Here is a 17,759-nt window from a genome sequence, read left to right on the forward strand (position 1 = left end):
GGTTATCTATGAAATTATACCCTATTGAATCTGGAAATTTTAAGTTGGATGGAGGGGCCATGTTCGGTGTGGTACCAAAATCAATATGGAACAGGACCAATCCGGCAGATTCAAATAATATGATCGATATGGCCGCAAGATGTCTGTTGATAGAGAATGGCGATCGACTTACCCTAATCGATACAGGGATGGGCAATAAACAATCCGACAAATTCTTTGGGTATTATTATAGATGGGGGGAGCATTCCTTGGATAAATCCCTAAAAAAGTACGGCTTTCACAGGGATGATATTACAGACGTTTTCCTGACCCATTTACATTTCGACCATTGCGGGGGAAGCATACAATGGAACAAGGATAGAACCGGCTATGAACCCGCTTTTAAAAATGCCGTTTTTTGGACCAACGAGGCTCATTGGCAATGGGCAACAGAGCCCAATCCAAGGGAAAAGGCCTCCTTTCTTAAGGAAAACTTATTGCCCATGCAGGAAAGTGGACAGTTGCGATTTGTTGAAAGAACGGAAAACCCTTTCGCGGAAAAATCGGAATTGGATTTTGGAATTTTGTTTGTGAACGGACATACGGAAAAACAAATGATACCGCATATCCAATATATGGACAAGACTTTGGTATTTGCAGCGGACCTACTCCCCACGGCAGGCCACATTCCCCTTCCATATGTCATGGGTTATGATACCCGTCCGTTATTAACACTTTCAGAAAAGGCCCTGTTTTTGGAAAAGGCCGTGAAAGACAATTATTATCTGTTTTTGGAACACGATGCCCACAACCAAATCTGTACCCTACAAACAACGGACAAGGGAATACGTTTAAAAGAAATACATACCTTTGCCCAGCTTTTTGAATAATATGATCAATTGTAAACTCCTATATCTGGCAGACCATGGCTGCCTAGTACGCTTCCAAACGAAATTACCTGGAAATCTATTTAATAAGACATTCTAATCTAACACTATAAATAAATGACACTAACTTTGAACAGAACTATTTTGGCCGTGTCGGCCTCTATTTTACTTTATGGCTGTGGCAGTACTGCCCTAGTTTCCACCCCAATTGAAAATATTGATACCCTACCCCTAAAAATATCGGAATTAACCGAGGCTCAAAAAAAGAATTGGGGACACACGGATTTGCTTACCGATACTATTCCAGGGATGAGCGTGGACAAGGCCTACGCCGAAATAATCGGAAATAAAAAAGGGGAAAAAGTAATTGTGGCCGTGCTGGATTCCGGAATGGACCTTACCCATGAAGACTTAGTGGATGTCCTATGGGTAAATAAGGGAGAAATTGCAGGAAACAACAAGGATGATGACAATAATGGTTATATAGACGATATACACGGTTACAACTTTTTAGGGGAATCCTACAACGAGCAATTGGAAATGGCAAGAATTGTGGGCAAAAAATTAGGGGATGCCTCCTTACAGGCCAAGGCCAAAAGCGACCTTGACAAGGATTATCAAAAAGCCCTTCAAAACAAAGGACAGTACGAACAAATACTCCAGGCAGTCCAAAATGCAGATGAAGAGGTAAAGGAGCTTCTTGGAAAAGATAGCTATACCAAAAAAGACCTGACCGAAATTAAAACGGAAGAGGAGACCATGCAAAGAAATGTTAGTATCTTAATGCAAATGTTGAGCATAAAGGACACCATACCAGAAGTACTTTCAGAACTTAAAGATGGCATTAAACATTTTACCGATCAGCTAAACTATAATCTAAACGTAGATTTCGATGGCAGAAAAATGGTAGGGGATGATCCTTATAATTTTGACGATAGGGGCTACGGCAACGGAAATCCCAAAAACAGGGTCGATGATGAAAGTCATGGTACCCATGTTGCCGGTATTATTGCTGCAAAAAGAAATAACGGTCTTGGAGCCAACGGGGTTGCGGAAAATGTAGAAATTATGAGCATCAGGGCAGTACCCAATGGAGATGAATACGATAAGGATATTGCTTTGGGAATACGCTATGCCGTGGATAACGGAGCCAAAATTATTAACGGAAGTTTTGGAAAAGCTTACTCTCCCAATGCAGAATGGGTTTATGACGCCATTAAATACGCTGCGGACAATGATGTGCTTTTTGTTCATGCCGCAGGAAACTCCGGGGAAGATCTTGATGACCCAAATAATCCAAATTTCCCCAATGATCAAATCAACAATGGACCAGAAATGGCAGATAACGTAATAACCGTGGGCGCATTGACAAGCAAATATGGTTCCGAAATGGTTGCCTCATTTTCCAATTATGGCCTTATAAACGTAGACGTTTTTGCCCCTGGTGATGATATCTATTCCACAATGCCCAACAATGAATACGATTTTCAGGGAGGTACTTCCATGGCCGCACCTGCAGTTGCAGGAGTTGCTGCCCTTGTAAGATCTTTTTATCCAAAATTATCAGCTTCCCAAGTAAAGGCAATATTGTTGAATTCCGGACTTACCACCAAATCGAAAGTAGTGGTAGATGGTGATGCCTCAAAGGCAATGGATTTTCAAAAAATCTCAAAATCAGGTAAAATGGTCAATGCATACAATGCCTTGATTATGGCCGATGCTGTATCCAGAGGGAAAATAAAATTATAACGGATAATAATACTCAAGGGATAGCCTAAAATCATAGGCTGCCCTTGACCTACAAAAAAATAGATTATACAAATTGACGGTATGAGACATAACAAAGGACTTTTTTTTGGTTTAGTGGTTGCCATTCTTTGCTTAACAGCACAAATGGAAGCACAAAACAATACTTCCTATTGGCAACAGCATGTGGATTATTCCATGGATGTGAACGTGGATGTTGAAAAATATCAATACAGCGGAACACAAAAATTGGTCTATACCAATAATTCCCCGGATGTACTCAGCCGAGTGTATTACCATCTTTTTTTCAATGCCTTTCAACCTGGCAGTGAGATGGACATGCGTTTACAAAGTATTGCTGACCCGGACGGTAGAATGATGGCAGACGGGAAAAGCAGGATTGCAAGTCTTAGCCCCGAAGAAATGGGATATCTTAGGGTTAATTCCCTAACTCAAGACAATCTAGCTGTTTCCTTTGTAGAAGAGGGAACAATTTTGGTTGTTGAATTAAATAAACCAATTCCCGCTGGTGGAAAAACCACCTTTGAAATGACCTTCAATGGGCAAATCCCTTTGCAAATAAGGCGAAGTGGTAGAAATAGCAGTGAAGGGGTAGCGCTCTCTATGAGTCAGTGGTACCCGAAATTGGCGGAATACGATTTTGAAGGCTGGCATGCCGATCCCTATATTGCCCGTGAATTTCATGGAGTATGGGGCGATTTTGATGTTAAGCTTACCTTGGACAAGAAATATGTAGTAGGGGGTACAGGGTATTTACAAAACCCTGAAGAAGTAGGTCATGGATATGAAACGCCTGGATCAAAAATAAAAAAGACAAAGGGCAAAACCCTTACTTGGCATTTTAAGGCCCCAATGGTTCACGATTTTATGTGGGCTGCAGATCCAGACTACCTTCACGATACCCTAAAGGTAGAAAATGGGCCAATGCTACATTTTTTCTATAAAAACGATAAGGAAATTGTGGAAAACTGGAAAAAACTTCAGCCAAAAACGGCCGAGGCCATGCAATTCTTCAATAAAAATATTGGCGATTATCCCTATGAGCAATACTCGGTGATACAAGGAGGCGATGGTGGTATGGAATACGCTATGAGTACCCTTATCACCGGTGGTAGAAATTTTGGAAGCCTGGTAGGGGTTATGGTGCATGAAATGGCACATTCCTGGTTCCAGCATGTGTTGGCGAGCAACGAATCCAAACACGAATGGATGGATGAGGGCTTTACCTCCTTTATCTCCAGTTTATGTATGGACCAGATCATGGACCAAAAAAAGGAAAATCCCTTTGCAGGTTCCTATCAAGGATATTACAATTTGGTGGCTTCTGGTAAAGAACAGCCCCAAACCACCCATGCCGATAGATATGAGCTAAATTTTGCCTATGGGGTTGCTGCCTACAGCAAAGGGGCTATTTTCCTATCGCAATTGGGTTATATCATAGGCCAGGATAAGCTAATGGAGACCCTGAGAAAATATTATCAGGACTTTAAATTTAAACACCCCACCCCTAACGATATAAAAAGAACCGCCGAAAAGGTCTCCGGAATGGAGTTGGACTGGTACCTTACAGATTGGACCCAAACAACAAACACTATAGATTACGGTATTAAGGCAGTAGAGCCAGATGGACAAAAAACCAAGGTAAGCTTGGAGCGAATTGGTCTTATGCCCATGCCCATAGATATTTTGGTACTGTACAATGATGGTACCCAAGAAACATTTTATGCTCCATTGCGTATGATGTATGGCGAAAAAGAGAATCCATATCCCAATTTAAAAAGAACCGTATTGCAAGATTGGCCCTGGGCAAATACCAATTACGACCTTATCTTGGATAAGGAGCTCAATAATGTTAAGGCCATTGTATTGGACCCATCCCAGCTGATGGCAGATGTAAATGAAGAAAACAATGTCTGGCAGGCCCAAGAGTAAAAAATAATTAAAATTTTCAATCCGTTTAAGATGGCCTCGGTAGCTATTTTAAACGGATTTTTTATTTCTATACCACCATGTCCCTTTATACATCTTGTTCTTGGCGGTAGCTTCCCTACTGGTCATTAAGACTTCACCTTTATTGATTACCCTATTTCTATACCCCAAAAGATGGAAAAGAGGTTTTGCCATAAATCTGGCAGTTCTTTCATTAACCAATAAGGTGCCCTTATTCTTATCGGCCCACGAAACCCCGGGTAAAATGGGTAACAAAAGGGGCATTCTTATTTTTCTCAATAGGACCGATAACCACAAGGCGAACTTAGGCGTCTTGCGAATCAGAAAAAACCCATCCTCACCCTGGCTTTGGTACAAAGGCATGAAAATGCTGGATTTTTGCAGTGCCAATACCGCTTTATCGTTATGTTCTGCCAATATTTTTCCTTTGTTCACAACATCGAAACTCCTGAATCCTGGCAACATAAGAAATTTGTCCCCGGGTGCAATGGGATGTCTGTGAATTATCTCAAAAAAGCTGGCGTTCTCCTTGGCCGAATTTTGAAGCTGACGATAATACCCTTCAAATCCATCAACATCGGCTCTTTTAAGCGCACCGCCATAGACCAGGGACAACCACATAAAAGCTATACTATTTTCCACCGCTTCCTTCGCCGTATGCTGGCCAGATTCAAAACCAATGGCCAAGTAGCCCTGTTCGTTGATATAACTCAGTAGAGGGCCGTCTAAGTACTCCTCAATCCCCAAAATTATTGGGACTGGAAAGAGCTTTGAAAATTTCCTGTTGATCAAGGCATCATTAATAGTAATAAACGGCAGGGTCTTGCTGGAAGTGGTATGGAAATCTATAAAGTAAAAAGGCCCGGATTCTGTTTTCAGGATATCCAATAAGACTTGGTGAATGCATAACAATTCCCTGTCTTCGTTAAGAAGTTCATTTTCAGCTTTGGCCTTAATTTTTTCAATTTTTTCATCGGTCCATAATCGGTTTAGGTCACGATCCACAAATCTTTTCCCTTCCAAAAGTGCCGCAATGTTGCCACGAATCCCATAAATGCTGCCATTTACAGAAATTTCATTTTCTTCGATCCCAAGGAAAACTTCTTGCATTGCCTCCTCACCGGAAGGCTCATTGCCATGAATACCCCCAAAGAATATCATGGTAGGGCCACCATTGCCGCCTTTTAAATGACCAATGGTTCGGCTCTTGCCAATTTGGTTCTCTATGGTAATCATAAGTCCTTGGTTGTAACTATCCCTACCAATTTCTTTCCGTGTACCACTGGCAGACAATTTATACCTTTGGATTCCATTAATGCCTTCGCCCTATTCATGCCTTCCTCCTCGGTTATAGTAATAAGTTCTGTTTTCATAAAATCCTTTATAGGCCCTTCAAACTTGTCCGGATGCTTCAAATATTCTTTTAGGTCGGTCCAAGTCAGCAATCCAACCAAATCCAGATCATCATTTAGAATGGGTACATGGTGAATATTTTTCCACTGCATCATTTTCAACACCAACTCCGAACTATCACTATCCAGGGCGGTAATGGTTCGCACGTTCATAATCTGGTACACCTTCTTCTCATTTTTTCCAATTACAAATTCATCCCCCCTTGGCAATTGCCATGCATCTACCGAATATCCTTTTTGTTGACCCTGGTACATTTTGGCCGTTAATATGGTCAGGGCATCCGGAAGCTTAAACTCCTTACTAAGCTTTCTATAACTTTTAATAGTCCATCGTGAACCGTTTTGAGTGGCAATCCTCTTTTCTATAATTTTTAAGTAATGCTCTGCATCCTTTGGTGCTACCCCCATACTGTACAATCCCTTAAAGGCCATTGGCAAGAAATGATCCAACAATAATTGTTGACTGGAGATTAGTTGTCCATCCCAATAAAATTGAGCTGCCATACCGTATCTGGCGGCATTGAAAAAATTACTTTTCGCATCCTTAAAATCCATCTTGGTATGAATGGCATTGAATTTTTTAGGCCTTCCCATCATTACTCCCACCCACAGCATCATATTGGCAATTTCGTCCTCGGTAGTGGGTCCGGAAGGAATATATCTATTCTCAATTCTTATATGGGGTCTTCCATTGGTAATGCCATAGCAGACACGGTTCCAGGTATAGACTGTTCCGTTATGGAGTGAAAGCGCCTTTAACTTTGGTATTTTTCCCTGTTTCAATTCGTTTAAACTGTCCACATCGATAGCGGAAGTAAGTAGGCTCCTAAATCCTGTAATGGAGTCCTTATAATAATCCACAACTGTTCCTTTGGACCAACTATTTCCAAAGTTCACCCTAGGTTCACTTTCATTCAATAGAAAGTTACTGGCCCTGGTATCAACACTCTGCGTAAATAGGGCAATTCTGGTCTCTTCCCATAATTCCCGACCAAAGAGCATGGGGGAGTTGGTACAAATGGACAGGATGGGCCCTGCAATGGCCTGGGACCAATTGTAGGTATCCATAAAATCATATGGGTCTATCTGCAGATGCGCTTGAAAACTGGTATTGCATCCTTCGAACAACACGGAATCATGGCGAATATTCAACTCATCTACCCCTTTTATATGAATTTCTATATCATTATTTCTTATTTCCTTAATAACCTCGTTCAAAATCTTATATCGGGGAATAGGGGTCAAATATTCTAAATTCAGATGTCTTTTTGAAATGGTCGGCAAAATTCCGCACAGTATAATTTTTGTAGCAGATTCTTCGGCAACCTTATTGGCCATGGTCAATAATTGATCTAACTGTAAGTGCATTTCGGAAAAACAGTTCCCGGATAATGGAACGGGATCCAAATTAATTTCGAGGTTATAAAGGGCCAATTCGGTGGTGAAATGGGGATCATCTATATTTTTAAGCACTTCCAAAGCCTTATTGGATGGCTGCCATGATTCATCAACCAAACAGAACTCCTGTTCGGCACCGATCCTAATCGGACTTTGTTCGAACATCCTTTTATCCAGTATTTGTTCCAAAGCCGCAATGTCTGCCAACAATTGTTTAATATACCTGGCCTTAAGCGGATTGTTCCTCAATTTTTCTACTTGCAATTCTCCCATAAATCCCTTATTTATAGTTTAGTAAAAAATATAACCCAAGATAATGGCTAATGGGATTTTGAACTATGATCATTGTCATATCCCATAACTGTGGTTTTTATTTTACATTTACGGCCAAATGTCATTTAGCTTCCCAAAAAAAGAAAAACTAAAGAGCAAAAAACTAATTGAACAGTTGTTTGCGGAAGGGATTGGTGTTACCAATTATCCTATAAAACTTGTTTATCTCAAAACGAGATTTGAAGATGATTCCAAATGCAAGGTCGGGGTAACCGCGTCCAAAAGAAATTTTAAAAGTGCCGTAAAAAGAAATCGAATTAAAAGATTGATGCGGGAAAGCTATAGGTTGAACAAACACCTAATTTTTAACAACATAGAGGGTAACTTTGCGTTTATGTTTTTATATCTTGGTAAGGAGATGCCCTCGCAATCCAAAATAACAGATAACATGATTCCTTTGATGCGGAAATTTGTCGATGAAATTGCCAAGGCTAGCAAATAATTAATGAACAGATGAAAGAGATATTAAAAAAGCGGGTACTAATTCCCATTATCGCCATTGCCCTACTTATTGCAGGAAGTAGTTTTAAGGGCGATTTTTTTGAGATTGCCAAACAGATCGAAATTTTTACAACTCTTTTCAAAGAGTTGAATATGAACTACGTGGATGAAACCAATCCTGCGGAATTAATGGATACGGCCATTAAAAATATGTTGGAAGATCTGGATCCCTATACCAAATTCCTGAATGAGCAAGACGTTGAATCATTTAAAATAAATAATGCGGGCGAATATTCCGGTATTGGTGCCGTGGTACGGAGTTACAAGGATAAAGTAGTTATTGTTGAACCTTACAAAGGCTATCCCGCAGATAAGGCGGGCCTTAAGGCCGGGGATGAAATTATTAAGATAGGTGATGTTGCCATAGCGGACATTCAGGATGATGCCGACGAACTTTTAAAAGGAGCCAATAACACCAGTGTGGGCATTACTTATATTAGGCAGGGAGAAACCAAGTCTACAACAGTAAACAGGGAATCTATAGAAGTAGATGCCGTTCCCTATTACAAGATGATCAAGGAAAACACCGGTTATATTGTTTTGTCCAAATTCAATAAAAAAGCTTCTGAACAGGCCAAGGAAGCTCTCCTTAACTTAAAAAACGATGGCGCCAAAAAAATAATTTTAGACCTAAGGGATAATCCCGGTGGTCTATTGACCGAAGCTATCAATGTAACCAATCTGTTTATTCCAAAAGGGGAACTTGTTGTAACCACCAAGTCCAAGGTAAAGAAATTCAACAGGGAATATAAAACTACCAACCAACCCATAGATACAGAAATACCCTTGGTTGTATTGGTAAATGGAAGAAGTGCCTCGGCCAGTGAAATTGTCTCCGGCAGCCTACAGGATTTGGACCGCGCTGTTATAGTGGGCGCAAGGAGTTTTGGCAAAGGTTTGGTACAACGCCCTTTAAAATTAACCTATGGCACACAACTAAAGGTAACCATCTCCAGATATTATACAGCATCGGGCAGGTGCATACAATCCTTGGATTATTGGAATAGGGATGAGAATGGAAACGCAGTCAAAAATACTCAGTTCAGGGATTTTAAAACCAGAAATGGACGAAAAGTCCAAGATGGCGGCGGTGTTTTGCCGGATATAGAAATTGCTGCAGCCAAAACAAATACCCTTACCCAGGCGCTATTATCCGGTAATGTTATTTTTGACTACGCCACCGATTTCTATTATAATAACAAGGTGGAAAATGTATTGGACTTTAGTTATAAGGATAGTGATTTTGCATCTTTCAAAAATTATGTCTCCAAAAGTAATTTTGATTTTGAGACTAAGGCCGAAAAAGCCTTAAAAGAGGCTATGTCCGGTGAGGACAGCACCATATTCGGCAACGAGGTGAATGAACATTATAAGGCGCTGTTGTTGGAAATGGATAAAAACAAACTTATGGCTTTGGATAAATACAAAGCTGAAATCCAGAAGAATTTAGAGGATGAAATTCTTAAACGCTATTTCTACAGGGAAGGTCTTTATGATTACCATTTACAAAATGACGAAGCCATTATGGCCGCTTCCGAACTGTTGAACGACAATGGCAAATACATGAATATTCTAAAATAAGGGAATCCAGGTCAAATAATACCTAGGTATTGAACCAAGTAATTAAAACCAGAATAATTTTTAATATTCTCATCGATTTTTTCAAAATGCTAGATTACGGTTGAATAAAGTCAACCTGTAGGCTTTATGTCGATTATGCGAACAGCTTGCGCTTTAATGCATAAATTAAACCCAACATTTGTAGGCAGTCACTAAGATAACCATATACAATAAATTTAGGAATAAAATTAACGGTAATTATACCCTTATTATACCCATGGTCATGGTTATTTAAATTTAAGGAGGCGATTTAGATTGAAAGTGTAATGGTCCCACTATACGGGCCGTTCTACCGGGCCGTTCAAACAAAATATAAAGATCTCAGTTCCCAGTTCCATTTGTCGTTCTTTTTAGTAGTTCCGGTAATTAACCTTTTGCGGAACTAAAAAAAGTAAATTTAAACGACTTCTTATATTAACTCAATAAAAGGTATTAAACCTCAGGGCAAGCCCTGAACCCAATAATAAGAATCGACCTAAGGGTCGAGGTATTGAACCTAGATCCCGCCAAAAAGGCGGGATTAGTTCAACTTGCAATTTTCAGTGCGTCTTACTGACTTCTTAAAATTGAGTTTCACTAATAAAATTGACAAATAAGAATTGAATATCCCTATTTTTTTCTTAAAGTTATTATTATTGTATTATAAGGTCATCTAATTGACTCTATTTGATATATTTGTAATAAATTAAGTACAAAATGATACGAGAAATTTCCAAAGACCAAGTACTAGACCGAATTCGATTTGAAAATCCATGGTGGATAGATGGCGAAATTGAAACTGATTACAATGAGATGCCGCGAAGGTTATACTTTGAACTATTCAAACCATTGGTGAAAGAAAGGGAGATAAGAAGAGCTGTAGTATTGATGGGGCCACGAAGGGTTGGAAAAACTGTTATGCTCTATCACATGGTTCAAGAATTAATCGAAAATGGCGTAGATCCAAAAAAAATAATATTTATAACCATAGAAAACCCTATTTATAATAATATCTCTCTTGAACAACTTTTTAATTATTCAAAAGAAGCTACTGGTCTGACTGATAAATCTGATTGGCACATAATTTATGATGAAATACAATATTGCAGGGAATGGGAAGTACATTTAAAATCTTTAGTAGATAGTTATAGGAAAGATAAGTTTATTGTATCTGGATCTGCTGCAGCTGCACTGAAATTTGCAAGCAATGAAAGTGGGGCGGGTCGATTTACCGATTTCTTGCTCCCTCCACTTACCTTTAATGAATATATATCCTTAAAAGGTTTGGATAGGCTAATCAAGCCTATACAACTTAATTGGAACGATAAACAGACAGAATTCTATTCAACAAGTCATTTAGATGAGCTCAACAGACATTTTCTAGACTACATTAACTTTGGAGGATATCCAGAAGTAATACTTTCCGAAAAAATTCAAGCAAACCCAGGGCGATATATAAGGCAAGATATTGTAGACAAAGTTATTCTTAGAGATTTACCTAGTCTCTACGGCATAAGCGATACACGAGAATTATATTCTCTATTCACGACAATTGCATATAACAGCGGTGGTGAATTCTCACTTGAGACCTTGAGCAAACAATCACAAGTACCTAAAAACACTTTAAAAAAGTACATTGAATACTTAGAAGCTGCATTCTTAATAAAGCAAATTAAACGAATTGATCAAAGTGGAAAAAGATTCAAACGAGATAATTTTTTCAAAATATACCTTACAAACCCCTCATTACGAAGTGCATTGTTTACTCCTATAACGGCGACTGACGAAATGATTGGCAATATGGTTGAAACAGCAATATTTGCTCAATGGATGCACAGGGATTGGTTTACACCTTATTACGCTAGATGGAACAATGGCGAAGTGGATATGGTCGGATTGAGTGATAATACATTAAAACCTATTTGGGCCCTCGAAATTAAATGGTCAGATCGATATTTTGAAAAACCGAAGGAGTTAAAAAGTTTAATCAAATTTTGCCAGGAAAATAATATTAAAACTCCAATTGTTACGTCAATAAGTAAAGAAGGGGAAGTGGAATATGCAGATGTTCACTTTCAATTTTTACCTTCATCCGCTTATGCATATACAGTCGGAAAAAATACGCTCGACATGAAAATAAAGAAATAATCATTCCACAGCACTAAACTTTTTTATAGTTCTAATAGAGGATGATCAAACACCTCAGATGAATACCAAAACAACAGTAAGGTAATCTGAGACGCTCTAAGTTTACAAGGTATTTTCGGGAAAAGGCAGATCAACGAAATAAATAAAACTCAAAAAACTTTATTATTATAAAAGCCTAATATGTTGTGCCCAAAAAAATAAAAATCCCCTGACTTAAATGAAATCAAGGGATTGTAACGTTGGCCTACTACGAATCGAACCTTTTAAATCTTAAAGTAAACCTTCTTCTGATCCAAAAAGTAGGTGATATACCAGAACATAAAGAGGACAAACAAGGAATTTATGACCAATATTAAACCTTCCTCTACGCCCATGGGAGCCAATATTCCTTCGGTAAAAATAAGCCCAAAACTCCTAAACCACTGAGCCCCTACGGTTTCAGCAAACAAATAAATAAATATGGAGTTGGTCCCCACAACAGAAAAAATCTTCAGCCATTTATTCTTGTGGTCCTTAATGTCTATCCACCAATAAAACAAGGCCAAGGCCAACAAGGCCCATCCCCCCGAAGCCAAGGTAAATGAGGTAGTCGCTATTCTTTTAATAATAGGGGTTATCCCCAGTAGATCCATCCCATAACCCAACAAAAGTAAAGCCGCTCCCCACATTAATAAAGGATTTAATTTCTCCTTGGCGGATTTGTTGGAAAGTAATATTTGTCCACAAATTACCCCCATAACCGTATGGACCGCAGTAGGCAAAAAGTTTATGAAAACCCATCCCCCACCGTTAATTTTACCCATTACCAACATATCTACCCAAGACCCAAAACTCTGCCCTTGATTGTATGGATCCTGTGGATTATAAACCCGGTAGAGAATCTCTGTAAGTATCAAAATTCCAAGGCAAATAAGAATCTGCATACGGTGCGGAAGCTTCATTATAGCATAAGCTATAAGGATAGTAAAGGCCAATTGAACCAAAACGTTCCACAGTTCCCAAACCAATGCATGACTATACACGCAGTGCAGCAAGACCCCAAAACTAAAGAGCAAAAAACATCTTCTCAAAATATGTTTGGTAGCAGCCTTGCGGGTTCCACTAGCCAAGCGCTTTCTCAATGAAAATGGCATGGCCACCCCCACTATAAACATAAAAAAAGGCTGTATAAGATCCCAAAACCGCAACCCGTTCCATGGATGATGGTGCAACTGTTCCGCCAATGGATGTAAAACGGTGTTGTTTTCTGTATAGTCTCCGAAGCTACCATGAAATCCGGCAGCCTCTGCAATTAGTAAAAACATGGTTAGTCCCCTGAATACGTCCAAGGAAAACAACCTCTTGGAAAGGTTGGTGGATTCGATTGTCATTTTGTATGTGGTTGATTATTTGGCAAGAACAATGTAGTGATTTTCTTTGGACATTCATAAATTATTATAAATGAAGGTAAATTATCCAATCCCTATGAAAGGGCAACCCGGTTTTCCCTAAACAATAAAATACCCCCATTATGACAGCCTCTCCATTCCCTTTCTAAATTTTTTAGTTATTTTTCGCCTTTGCAAAACCTAAATCATGAAAAATAAATTTTACCTCCTAATAGCCTTCTGTATTTTTCTTTGTCTGGGATACAAGCCTAAAGAGCCAAAAATATTAATCATAGGCGACTCAATTTCCAAAGGTTATTTTTCAAAGGTAAAAGAAGCACTGGCCACTAAGGCAATAGTTATGCACAATCCGGGAAATGCTCAACATACAGGAACAGGATTGGAGAAAGTAAAGGATTGGATAGGTAAGGAAGATTGGGATATTATTCAATTTAATTGGGGATTATGGGATCTTTGTTATCGGCATCCAGATTCCAAAGTCTATGGAAATAGGGATAGGATTAAGGGTACCATAACTTATGATCTACAAACCTATAGACAAAATCTGGAAGAATTGGTGCGTATCCTCAAAGCCAGTACCTCAGCTAAATTAATATTTGTAACCACCACATATGTTCCCGTTAATGAGGCGGGCAGATTTTCTGAGGATGTGGCCAAATACAATGCCATTGCAAAGTCCGTAATGAAAAAAAATGATGTAATTATTAACGATATCTATAAAAAATCCATTGCCATCCACCACAAAAATGGTTTGGGGGATAATGACGTTCATTATAATAAAGAGGGATATAAAGAACTTGGCGAGCTAATTGTGCCTGTACTGAACAAAACCTTGAAAAGGTTATAAGGTAAAAAAATAGTCTTTTCTAAATCCCCAACCACTGCTCTTTTGGGGGGTTTGTATCTAGTAATAAAAGAACCATTGTATCCAAGACCAAAATATTAGATCACAGTACACAAAGAAATAACTCCTTAGTTCTTAAAAATTAATTAATTTAAGCGATAAAACCACCATCAATGTCGCTTAATATCACAAAATATATATCGATAATAGCCATAGCGGCCATTTGTTTATTAAGTTGCCACCCTGATAATTCCACCAAAACCGACTCTGACAAATACACTACATGGACCTCGTATTTGGGAGGGCCGGATCGTAACCATTATTCCACTCTCTCACAAATTACTTTGGACAATGTTACCCAACTTAAGCTAGCCTGGTCATACTCTGCTCCTGATAGTGGTCAAATGCAAATGAACCCTATAGTAGTGGACACCATTTTGTATGGGGTTACGGCAGCCTTAAGGGCAGTGGCATTGCACGCTGGCACTGGTAAGGAGATATGGAGATATGGGGATTCGTTACAACTTACAAATTCCACTAGTAGAGGTGTAGCGTATTGGGCAAAAGATGATGATAAACGTATTCTCTTTACCCAAGGGCCCAATCTTTTTGCCCTAAACGCCATGACCGGTACACCTATTCCTTCCTTCGGGGAAAATGGAAAAATTGATCTCCACTCTGGATTACCAACAAACGCAAGGGATAAATTTGTCGTCTCCAACACTCCTGGAACTATTTACAGAGATTTAATTGTAATGCCTATTCGGCTCTCGGAAGGTAGTGGTGCCGCACCTGGTGATGTCATGGCTTTTAATGTAATAACAGGCCATTTGGAATGGGCCTTCCACACCATACCACATCCTGGTGAACCGGGGCACGAAACATGGGAAGACCCTAATAGCTATAAGAGCGACACCGTTGGTGCCGCCAACAACTGGGCCGGTATGGCCCTGGATGAAGCAACGGGAATCCTATACGTGCCAACAGGCTCCGCAGCGCCAGATTTTTATGGTGGCGACCGAAAGGGCAGTAATCTTTATGCCAATACCTTATTGGCTTTGGACGCACAAACGGGAAAACTGCTTTGGCATTACCAATTTACCCATCACGACTTATGGGATAGAGATCCTCCGGCACCCCCTAACCTTTTAACGATAACTAGGGAGGGGAAAAAAATTCCCGCTGTAGCCCAAGTAACCAAGCAGGGGTATGTTTTTCTTTTTAACAGGGTTACGGGAGAGCCTTTATTTGAAATTGAGGAAATACCGGTACCTCCATCCACTTTGGAAGGAGAAAAAGCATGGGCAACCCAACCTTTTCCCATCAAGCCCAAACCTTTTGCAAGACAATCCCATTTATTGACAGAAAAAGACCTTAGTCCCTACGCAGAAAACAAGGAAGAAATATTAACCCTTTTCAATAAAGCGGACAAAAGAATCTATGCCCCGCCAAGTCTGGATCCTGTTCTTCTTCTTCCCGGCTATGACGGAGCTGCTGAATGGGGAGGAGCCGCAGCTGATCCCGAAGATGGCATACTGTACGTAAATTCCAATGAAATGGCCTGGTTCCTTCAAATGGACAAGGATACCCTAAATACAAACTTGGCTCCAGGGGCAAATGCCTATAACAAATATTGCGTTGTATGCCATCAAAAAGACCGCAAGGGTAATGTGGCTAGTGGATATCCCTCGTTAACCAAGCTAAAATCGACCTATGATAAAGAGGCCCTTGCCCACACCATAAAAAAAGGAAAAGGCATGATGACAGGTTTTCCCCAAATTGAAAAAACAGAAATGGAAGCTTTGATACAATTTTTATATGGGGAAGAGATTGCGCAAATTGTCCCCGAACACAAAACAAAACCTATAAAAACAACATATAAACACAGGGGTTATAAAAAGTTTCTGGACAGCAACGGATTGCCTGCCATTTCCCCGCCTTGGGGTACATTACATGCAATAGACCTAAATTCTGGAGATTACCTCTGGTCCATTCCCTTTGGGGAAACAATGAGCCTGAAAGAAAAGGGATTTCCTCAGACCGGTACAGAGAACTATGGTGGGGCAATAGTCACCGAAAACGGACTTCTGTTTATTGGTGCCACTAAAGACGGATATTTTAGAGCTTTTAATAAAAAGAATGGCAAGCTACTTTGGGAATACAAACTCCCTGCTGCTGCATTTGCAACGCCCGCCATGTATGAAGTAAACGGCAAACAGTATATTGCCATTGCCTGTGGTGGCGAAAAATTAGGAACTGAAAAAGGGAACAGGATTATGGCCTTTTCACTGGAATAAAAAAATTAAGAAAATTTATAAATAAATAAAAAATGAACAAACTTAAAACCCTTGTTGTAGGTTGTGGAAATATGGGTGTTTCCCATGCCAGAGCCTATCACCAACTCTCTGAATTTGAAATTGTGGGACTGGTAAGCCGGAAACCGGAAAGTAGGGAAAAATTATCCAAGGAATTGGGAGGATTGCCTACCTATGCAAATTTTGATACCGCCCTGCGGGAATCAAAACCAGATGTGGTATCCATAAACACCTATCCGGACACCCATGCCGATTATGTTAGAAAAAGTCTTAACGCGGGAGCACATGTATTCGTAGAAAAACCTCTTGCCCTAACTGTTGAAGAGGCCGAGGAACTTGTGGCTCTGGCAAAGGAAAAAAACAGAAAGATGGTAGTGGGTTATATTCTTAGGGTACATCCGTCTTGGACCAAGTTTGTGGAGGTTGCCCGTACCCTTGGCAAGCCCTTGGTAATGCGCATGAACCTAAACCAACAAAGTTCTGGGGACAAATGGTATACCCATAAACAATTAATGAACTCCATGTCGCCAATAGTGGATTGCGGCGTACATTATGTGGATATTATGTGTTTAATGACCCAATCCATTCCAATTAGTGTCAGTGCCATTGGAGCCAATTTGAGCAAAGAAATTGATTCCAAAATGTACAACTATGGTCAATTACAAGTACGTTTTAAAGACGGGTCCGTAGGATGGTACGAGGCCGGATGGGGACCTATGATGAGTGAAACCGCGGTCTTTATCAAGGATGTTATTGGCCCAAAGGGAGCTGTTTCCATATCGGACAAACCCAAGGATAGTTCCCAAGATATAGAAGGTCATACAAAAACGGGCAGTCTACAACTTCATTATAGCGAATTGACCAAAGAAGGAGATTTTGTAAAAAAAGACGACTTCATTAGAACCGAGGATGAGCCGGATCATGACGGACTTTGTCTACTGGAACAGGTGTATTTATTGAACGCAATTAAGACCGATGAAGATCTGTCATCACATTTAAGGGATGCCATTAATAGTCTAAAAATTGTACTGGCTGCGGATGAATCCGTGAGAACTGGACAAACCGTTATACTGTAGTTTAGATTGTTCAAAAATTCCAAAGTTCTTAATATTCATAACATTTAGTTATATTTATTTCCCTATTATTTTAATTCAAGGGTTTAGGAAATGACTTTGATCTGTTAAAACCAACCATTAAAAATATTTTTAATGCCCCACATAGGGCTAAAGAATTTGTAA

Annotated in this window: 12 protein-coding genes; 9 read left to right on the plus strand and 3 right to left on the minus strand. The window is 39.7% G+C overall.

Annotation, left to right across the window (positions count from 1 at the left end; all coding sequences use genetic code 11):
* Positions 1-8 precede the first annotated feature (8 nt).
* The 3 genes from U735_RS0123090 to U735_RS0123100 all read left to right on the plus strand — a co-directional run bounded on the left by U735_RS0123090 (position 9) and on the right by U735_RS0123100 (position 4,565).
* Positions 9-869, plus strand: coding sequence for an MBL fold metallo-hydrolase (locus tag U735_RS0123090; protein ID WP_031446080.1), 861 nt, complete (start codon positions 9-11; stop codon positions 867-869).
* 114 nt (positions 870-983) lie between these two features.
* Positions 984-2,615 carry a S8 family peptidase gene (locus U735_RS0123095; protein WP_031446081.1) on the plus strand — a complete coding sequence of 544 codons (1,632 nt, stop codon included), beginning with the start codon at positions 984-986 and terminating at the stop codon, positions 2,613-2,615.
* Positions 2,616-2,759: 144 nt separating this feature from the next.
* Positions 2,760-4,565, plus strand: a complete 1,806-nt coding sequence (locus U735_RS0123100; protein ID WP_103103927.1) for a M1 family metallopeptidase — start codon at positions 2,760-2,762, stop codon at positions 4,563-4,565.
* Between the two features lie 48 nt (positions 4,566-4,613).
* Here U735_RS0123100 and U735_RS0123105 read toward each other — a convergent pair whose 3' ends face one another.
* Both U735_RS0123105 and U735_RS0123110 read right to left on the minus strand, forming a co-directional pair.
* A complete protein-coding gene (locus U735_RS0123105) occupies positions 4,614-5,819 on the minus strand; it encodes a succinylglutamate desuccinylase/aspartoacylase family protein (protein WP_031446083.1) in 1,206 nt (401 codons plus the stop codon).
* Positions 5,816-7,666 carry a CBS domain-containing protein gene (locus U735_RS0123110; RefSeq protein WP_031446084.1) on the minus strand — a complete coding sequence of 617 codons (1,851 nt, stop codon included), beginning with the start codon at positions 7,664-7,666 and terminating at the stop codon, positions 5,816-5,818. The genes U735_RS0123105 and U735_RS0123110 overlap by 4 nt, the downstream gene beginning before the upstream one ends.
* 118 nt (positions 7,667-7,784) lie before the next feature.
* Between U735_RS0123110 and rnpA the strand changes: the two genes are divergently transcribed.
* From rnpA to U735_RS0123125, 3 genes are all read left to right on the plus strand, one after another.
* Complete coding sequence (gene rnpA, locus U735_RS0123115; RefSeq protein ID WP_031446085.1) at positions 7,785-8,168, plus strand: ribonuclease P protein component; 384 nt, start codon at positions 7,785-7,787, stop codon at positions 8,166-8,168.
* An 11-nt stretch (positions 8,169-8,179) separates the two neighbouring features.
* Positions 8,180-9,808, plus strand: a complete 1,629-nt coding sequence (locus U735_RS0123120) for a S41 family peptidase (RefSeq protein ID WP_031446086.1) — start codon at positions 8,180-8,182, stop codon at positions 9,806-9,808.
* A 735-nt stretch (positions 9,809-10,543) separates the two neighbouring features.
* Entirely contained in the window at positions 10,544-11,974 is a 1,431-nt protein-coding gene (locus U735_RS0123125) for an ATP-binding protein (protein ID WP_031446087.1), read from the plus strand.
* A gap of 263 nt (positions 11,975-12,237) precedes the next feature.
* Here the strand turns inward: U735_RS0123125 and U735_RS0123130 are convergent, their stop codons facing one another.
* Positions 12,238-13,344 carry an acyltransferase family protein gene (locus U735_RS0123130; protein ID WP_031446088.1) on the minus strand — a complete coding sequence of 369 codons (1,107 nt, stop codon included), beginning with the start codon at positions 13,342-13,344 and terminating at the stop codon, positions 12,238-12,240.
* A 205-nt stretch (positions 13,345-13,549) separates the two neighbouring features.
* Between U735_RS0123130 and U735_RS0123135 the strand changes: the two genes are divergently transcribed.
* The 3 genes from U735_RS0123135 to U735_RS0123145 all read left to right on the plus strand — a co-directional run bounded on the left by U735_RS0123135 (position 13,550) and on the right by U735_RS0123145 (position 17,597).
* Positions 13,550-14,209, plus strand: a complete 660-nt coding sequence (locus U735_RS0123135) for an SGNH/GDSL hydrolase family protein (RefSeq protein ID WP_051892313.1) — start codon at positions 13,550-13,552, stop codon at positions 14,207-14,209.
* A gap of 170 nt (positions 14,210-14,379) precedes the next feature.
* Positions 14,380-16,503 (plus strand): pyrroloquinoline quinone-dependent dehydrogenase, encoded by a 2,124-nt coding sequence (locus U735_RS0123140; RefSeq protein WP_031446090.1) that lies wholly within the window; start codon positions 14,380-14,382, stop codon positions 16,501-16,503.
* 32 nt (positions 16,504-16,535) lie between these two features.
* Positions 16,536-17,597 carry a Gfo/Idh/MocA family protein gene (locus tag U735_RS0123145; protein ID WP_031446091.1) on the plus strand — a complete coding sequence of 354 codons (1,062 nt, stop codon included), beginning with the start codon at positions 16,536-16,538 and terminating at the stop codon, positions 17,595-17,597.
* The last annotated feature ends 162 nt before the right edge of the window (positions 17,598-17,759 follow it).

The sequence above is a fragment of the Arenibacter algicola genome (assembly GCF_000733925.1).
GTDB lineage: Bacteria > Bacteroidota > Bacteroidia > Flavobacteriales > Flavobacteriaceae > Arenibacter > Arenibacter algicola.